Consider the following 6,125-nt stretch of genomic DNA (forward strand, 5'->3'; position numbering starts at 1 on the left):
TCCTCATTCGCTGATTCCGAGTTCTTCCATGAGCCGCTGCCGCAGCTTGAACTTCTGGATCTTGGAGGCCGACATCGGCCATTCGTCGACATAGCGAATGTGGCGCGGAACCTTGAAGGATGCGATCCTTTCCTTGGCAAAGGCGATCAGCTCGGCTTCGCTGGGCCGGAAACCGTTCGCCAGCTTGACGAAGGCGGCGGGAACCTCTGCCAGTCTCTGGTCGGGGATGCCGATGACCTGTGAAAGCTCCACCGCCTCGTGCGCTTCAAGAACGGTCTCGACTTCGGCGGCGGCGACGTTTTCCCCGCCTACCTTCAGCATGTCCTTGAAACGGCCATGGAATCGCATGTGGCCATCGCTGTCGAGCGAGCCGATATCCCCGCTGTGATACCAGCCATCGGCGTCGATCGCCTCGGCCGTCTTGACTGGATCGCGGTGATAGCCGTCGAGCATGTTGTAGCCCTTGATAAGGACTTCGCCGCGCTGTCCCGTCGGCAGGTCCTTGCCGGTTTCAGTGTCGACGATGCGGACGGAAATCCCCTTGAGCGGATAGCCCAAGGTCTGAAAGCCCAGTTCAGGATCCATATCATAGCCGCCGGTGCTAACGATCCCGCTGGCCTCCGACATGCCGAACGTGCCGACCTGAAGTGCATTCGGCATTTTTTCGCGATAGGCATCGCCGATCGCCTTGGGCATCTGGCTGAAACAGCTGTTCATCAGCCGCACGCTGCCCATGTCGGTCTTGTCCCAATCGGGATGTGCGATCATCGACTGGTGAAAGGTGACGAAGGGCAGAAAGATCATCGTTGCCTTTTCAGTCTCGATCTGGCGCAGGCTTTCGCCCGGATCGAAATGGGGCTGGCCGATGAAGGTGCCGCCCACCTCTATCGCGCCGAGCATCGCCAGCATGGCCGCGATATGGAACAAAGGCATGGGCGACCAGACGCGCTCGTCATCCTGAAAAGCCCATCGGTTACGCGCAAGATTGCTGGCTTCGCGGCAGATCGCCTCGTTCGATAGCAGGCAGCCTTTCGGGTTTGCGGAGGTCCCCGAAGTATAGAGGACCATGCATGTATCGCGCAGCCGGACCGAAAGCCGTGCTTCGTGAACGGCTTCCTCGTCGACGGTGGCTGCTGCGGCATCGAAGGCGGACTGGTCAATAAAGCCTGCCGCCTGCTTCCCTCCGTTCAGGATAAGGCGGCGCAAACGCGGGGCCTGCGCAATGTCGAGCGCCATGGGATCGGCACATCGTCCAATTTCTGGAAAAGCCTCTGTCAGGCGGGTCGTGAAATCGACGAAATCATCGGCCTCGCTGTTCGTTATGACAGCGCATAGTTCGGCATTCTCGACGACATAGGCGATTTCGGGGGCGCGATAGCGGGCATTCATCAGGACCGATACGCCGCCCACCATGGAGACGGCGAACAGGGTTTCGACGAAATCGATGCCGGATGGCAGCAGGATGCCGACATGGTCGCCCTGCGTGATGCCAAGGCCGAGCAGCCCGCGGGCCCGGTGCAGCACTGATTGCACGACATCGTCATAGCTGCGCCGTCCCGACGGGAAGACGAGCGCTTCCTTGTCGGGATGTGAGTCCCATGACTTTAGCAACATGTCGGCAAGCGGACTTACACTGACCCGAATACTGGACGCATCTTCGCCATTAGCGGACACGCAGGCCTCCTCCATTTTCTGGCTTACTTCGCGCATCTCTGTTCCGCCTCATGGCACTCTCGTGCCCTTCCCAAGGATAGGCTCCCACGCATTGCGCGACCTAACCGCAACCGGCGACGCCGCCGTCGACAGGCAGGGCGACACCGGTGATGTAGGCGCCGGCACGCGACGACAGGAACACGACCGATCCGGCGATTTCGTCCGGCCTACCCAGTCGGGCCATCGGAATTTGCGACAGCACCGCCGGGTCCACTTCGTCGTCCTCGCGAAGATGCGCCGTCATCTTGGTGGGGAAGAAGCCGGGAACGAGCGCGTTGACGTTGATGTTGCGAGCCGCCAGATCGCCGGCCAGATCGCGGCTCAGCATGTGGATGGCCGCCTTGCTGGCCGAATAGGAATAGGCGCTGAGGCGGGCCGTCTTCAGCCCCGCGACGGAACCGATATTGATGACCCTTGCCGGATCGTCGGGGGTCCCGGCGGCTTCCAGCGCGCCTAGCAATTCGCGGACCAGCGTGAAGGGCGCCTGCACATTGACCATCATCACGCCCGGCCATGCCTTGTCGGGATAATTGTCGACCGGCCCGCCCCATGTCTTGCCGGCATTATTGACAAGAATATGGAGCTTGTCGCCGCAAGCGGCGCGCAACCGGTTGGCAAGGTCCACCGCAGCTTCGGGGCTGGAAAGATCACAGGGCAAGGGGATGCAGACACCCAGCGACGACATTTCCGCCGCCGCCGTATTGCACACGTCTTCCTTCCTCGACGTGATCGCGACCGTGGCCCCCGCCTTCAGCAGACCCTCGGAAATCATGCGGCCAAGGCCTTGCGCGCCGCCCGTGATCAGCGCGACTTTTCCGCTCAGATCGAAAAGCCCGGTCATACGGTGATCGCCACTTTGCCGAACTTGTGATCGTTTTCGAGATAGGTCAGAGCCTTGTCGGCTTCGGCCAGAGGAAACGTCTTTTCGATCACCGGCTTGATGCCATGCTTGTCGATGAAATCCAGCATGTTGCGGAAATCTTCAGGATCTCCGACCTGACTGCCGACGATGCTGGCACTCTTCAGGAAAACGCCGGTCGCGGTAATCTCGAACTTATCGCCTGCGGTCGATCCATAGATCACGATGCGGGCGCCCGGTTTTATGGCACGAATGTAATTGGCATAGCTCGGTCCGGGCGCGCCATCGAGTACGACGTCGATGCCGCCCGTCATCGGGCCGACCTTCTTGCGCCATTCGGGATCGGTGTAGAGCAGGCCGTCGGTCGCGCCCATGCTCTTGGCACGTTCGATGACTTCTTCGCTTTCACCCGTGACATAGACCTTGCAGCCAAGCGCCACCGCATAGGCGAGGCCAAAGGTCGCTACGCCGCCGCCGACGCCGCTGATCAGAACGGTATCGGTAGGCTGCAGCTGGCCCTTGAACATCAGCGCGCGCCATGCCGTCAGGCCGGTCAGGATCGAAGCGGCGGCCTCTTCCCAGCTCATGCCCGCGGGCTTCGGGGCCAGATTTTCGGCAGGGACACAGACATATTCGGCGATCGTGCCAGGGTGCGGCATGCCCAGCAGGCCGAATTCGGCCTGCGGGGCGTGGCGGTTTGGTCCCCAATCGCGGCCGGGATACAACACGACTTCGTCGCCGATTTCGACGCCAGTGACGCCTTCGCCGATCATGTCGACGACGCCGGCGCCGTCGCAGCCCATGGTGCAAGGTGTGACCATCCCGGGGTACAGCCCGCGCGAGATCCACATTTCCCGGTGGTTCATCGACGCCGCCTTGATCGCGACCCGCACTTGTCCGGCAACAGGTTCCGGCGTCTCGACATCCACCACGCGAACGGCTTCTGGACCATCCGTGGATTCGAGCAATAGAGCTTTCATAAGTCGGGAATCCTTTTTCTATAATCGGTTATTGGCACGGATGGCCAAAGAGCGGCGGCGCCATTTCTGACCGTGAGGTTGGTGATGGATGCGGCCGGGGCGAATGCGGGTGTCATGCGCGGATTCTCGCGTTCGTCCGCTGCCGGACGAATTCCCGCAGGGAATGGCGCACTCCCGCCAATTTGAAATTCATATCCCAACTCCCGCTGCCGCAAGATCATCGTCCTGCACGCCGATAGCTTTATCGGATTGTGGGGTTATCGCCGCCCAAGCGCATCACAACCTATCTGCGGATAGGAAATCGGGCTTGCCATGATGGATGCGCTGCACGATAACAGCGGCATTGCCGGCATACGACCGGCAGGGAGAGGCGAAGAGGCTGGCCACATGGGCTTAGTGCAGACCACGATCGTGCCGCCGCGTTCGGCGCACGCGTATGTGAAACGGGCAAGGATCGAAAGCCTGGCGGAAAAGATCGCCGGCTATCGCGCAGTCACGGTTATCGCTCCGGCCGGTTTCGGGAAGACAACCGCCATGCTGCGATGGGCCGACCTGCTGGCCGAACGAGGGCGATCCGTTCTTTGGATCGCGGCGCGCGCCGGTGTGGACAGTCTCGACACCTTTCTCGAGGCACTGTCCCAGGCCTGTGTCGTGTCGGGTCTTGGCATCGCTTCCAGCGATCCGCGTGCATGGTTCGTCGAGCTTGCCAAGCGATCGGGCGCGGCGCCGATCCTGTTCATAGACGATGCCCAGTTGCTGCCCCGCGAAGTGCATGATTTCGTCGAGCAGCTGATTTTCAGCTCACGCGACGGGTTGACGACCGTCATGGCGTCCCGGGGCGAAAATGACATCAATCTCGCTCGCCTGAGATCGCTGGGATACCTGATGGAAGTCAGGATGGCGGACCTGTGTTTCGATACAGAGGAAGCAAGCAGCCTGCTGAGGCAGGAAATTGGGGCAGAGCCGACTGCGGCGCAGATCCAGCGCATGATAATGGATACACAGGGCTGGGCCGCCGGCCTGATTCTTGCCTCCCAGACGTGGCACAAGTATAGTTTGCACGCGGAAATGCCTGAACGGGCGGCCAGTCGGCTGCGTTACGAATATGCGAGCTATTTCCACGAGGAAGTGATCGAGGGACTTCCGCAGGAATTGCGGAACTTCATCATCGACACCTCGATCCTGAAAGAACTTTCGCCGTCGGCTTGCGCTGCGGTGATCGGCCAGAGCGAAGCGCGCAAATATCTCGACGAGGCTTTCGAGCGCGGGCTCTTCCTGATCGAACTGGACCGCGAGCAGGGCGAATATCGCCACTACAAGCTGTTCCGCGAAATGGTTCTGGGGCGGCTCATGAAGCTGGCACCTGAACGCGCAGCCGAATTGCACCGGCGCGCCAGCCGCTTCTACGCAGAAACCAGCAATTATCACCTTGCACTGGAGCATGCCGAGCAAAGTACCGATCAGGAATTTCTCGCGTCGCAGATCGAAACCCTAGCCGAACAGATGATCTATGCCGGGCTGATGCAGCGGCTTGACGAACTGGCTAGCCGGTTGCCGTGGCAGGTGGTCGAGGACAAGCCGTCGATCCTGCTGGCCATGTCGTGGCGGCGCAGCAGGCGACTGGCATTCACGTCCGCCGAACGCCTGATCGAAGCGGCGGAAAAAGCCATCGAAGATAAGATGGATGCCGGCGAACTGGATGACTACGCAGCGCGACAGCTGGATTTTCATGTGCGCCACCGCAAGGTCATGTTGCACGCCGCACGCGACGACATGGTCGCGGTAGAGGAGGAATGCGGCCCGCTGTTGGCCGATCTGGGTGACGATCATCCATATCTCAGCTGTACCCTGCTGGCACAGCTGCTTTCCGCCCGTCGTGAGCTGTTTCACTTCCACGACATGCTTCGACTGGAAGGTGAATTGCGCAAGGCATTGGCGCGACCGGGTTCAGCCTTCGCATCGATTGCGCTCAAGTCGTCGGTCGCGCCTACGCTCGTCGCACAGGGCAAGACGGAAACCGCAAAGCAGTTCCTGCATGAAGCGCAGGAAATCGCGCGCAAGCGTGAAAGCGAGGTTTCGGGGCTAGGCGCGCTGCCGGCACTTCCGTTGGCCGAGATATTATACGAATGCGGCGAACTGGACGAGGCAGCCAGGCTGGTCGACCAGTACATGCCTTCTATTCGACAATGGGGCTTCGTCGATCAAGTCGCGTCGGGATATCTCGTGCGCGCCCGGCTGGCGGCCGCCGATGGCGACCTCGCTTCGGCGCTTTCGGTGCTGGAGGAAGCGCATCTTGTCGCGATCGAATGCGGGCTCGACCGTTTGCGGGCCATGGTCGTATCGGAACAGGTACGCATTTTGATCAAGAACGGGCAGCTGGAACAGGCCGAAACGCTGTTCTATTCCTGCGACCTGGTGGGCGAAGGAGAACCTGTCCCCACGCTGAATCCGTCGCGGCTCAACGAATGGCTGGCTATTGCCTGGCTGCGGATTGAAATGCACCGGTTCAGGCTGGTGCGCTCGCGCAAGGTCGCGAAGCGCTGGCTGGAACTGGTGCGCCGCCGGGGCGCCAT

4 protein-coding genes are annotated in these 6,125 nt (G+C 61.0%); 1 reads left to right on the top strand and 3 read right to left on the bottom strand.

Annotation, left to right across the window (positions count from 1 at the left end; translation table 11 throughout):
* Positions 1-3 precede the first annotated feature (3 nt).
* From AC4FIJ_RS12630 to AC4FIJ_RS12640, 3 genes are all read right to left on the bottom strand, one after another.
* On the bottom strand, positions 4-1,710 hold the full coding sequence (locus AC4FIJ_RS12630) for a class I adenylate-forming enzyme family protein (RefSeq protein ID WP_490337070.1): 1,707 nt from the start codon (positions 1,708-1,710) through the stop codon (positions 4-6).
* 64 nt (positions 1,711-1,774) lie between these two features.
* Positions 1,775-2,554: an SDR family oxidoreductase gene (locus AC4FIJ_RS12635; RefSeq protein ID WP_490337071.1), complete on the bottom strand. Its 780-nt coding sequence runs from the start codon at positions 2,552-2,554 to the stop codon at positions 1,775-1,777.
* Entirely contained in the window at positions 2,551-3,552 is a 1,002-nt protein-coding gene (locus tag AC4FIJ_RS12640) for a quinone oxidoreductase family protein (RefSeq protein WP_066849545.1), read from the bottom strand. The genes AC4FIJ_RS12635 and AC4FIJ_RS12640 overlap by 4 nt, the downstream gene beginning before the upstream one ends.
* A 387-nt stretch (positions 3,553-3,939) precedes the next feature.
* Here AC4FIJ_RS12640 and AC4FIJ_RS12645 point away from each other — a divergent pair.
* On the top strand, positions 3,940-6,125 hold a 2,186-nt coding region (locus AC4FIJ_RS12645; RefSeq protein WP_490337072.1), incomplete at its 3' end, for a winged helix-turn-helix domain-containing protein.

The organism is Croceicoccus sp. (assembly GCF_983967925.1).

Coding starts and splice junctions, on each gene's coding strand:
- AC4FIJ_RS12630 (WP_490337070.1), bottom strand. CDS start 1,710: ATGCGCGAAGTAAGCCAGAAAATGGAGGAGGCCTGCGTGTCCGCTAAT.
- AC4FIJ_RS12635 (WP_490337071.1), bottom strand. CDS start 2,554: ATGACCGGGCTTTTCGATCTGAGCGGAAAAGTCGCGCTGATCACGGGC.
- AC4FIJ_RS12640 (WP_066849545.1), bottom strand. CDS start 3,552: ATGAAAGCTCTATTGCTCGAATCCACGGATGGTCCAGAAGCCGTTCGC.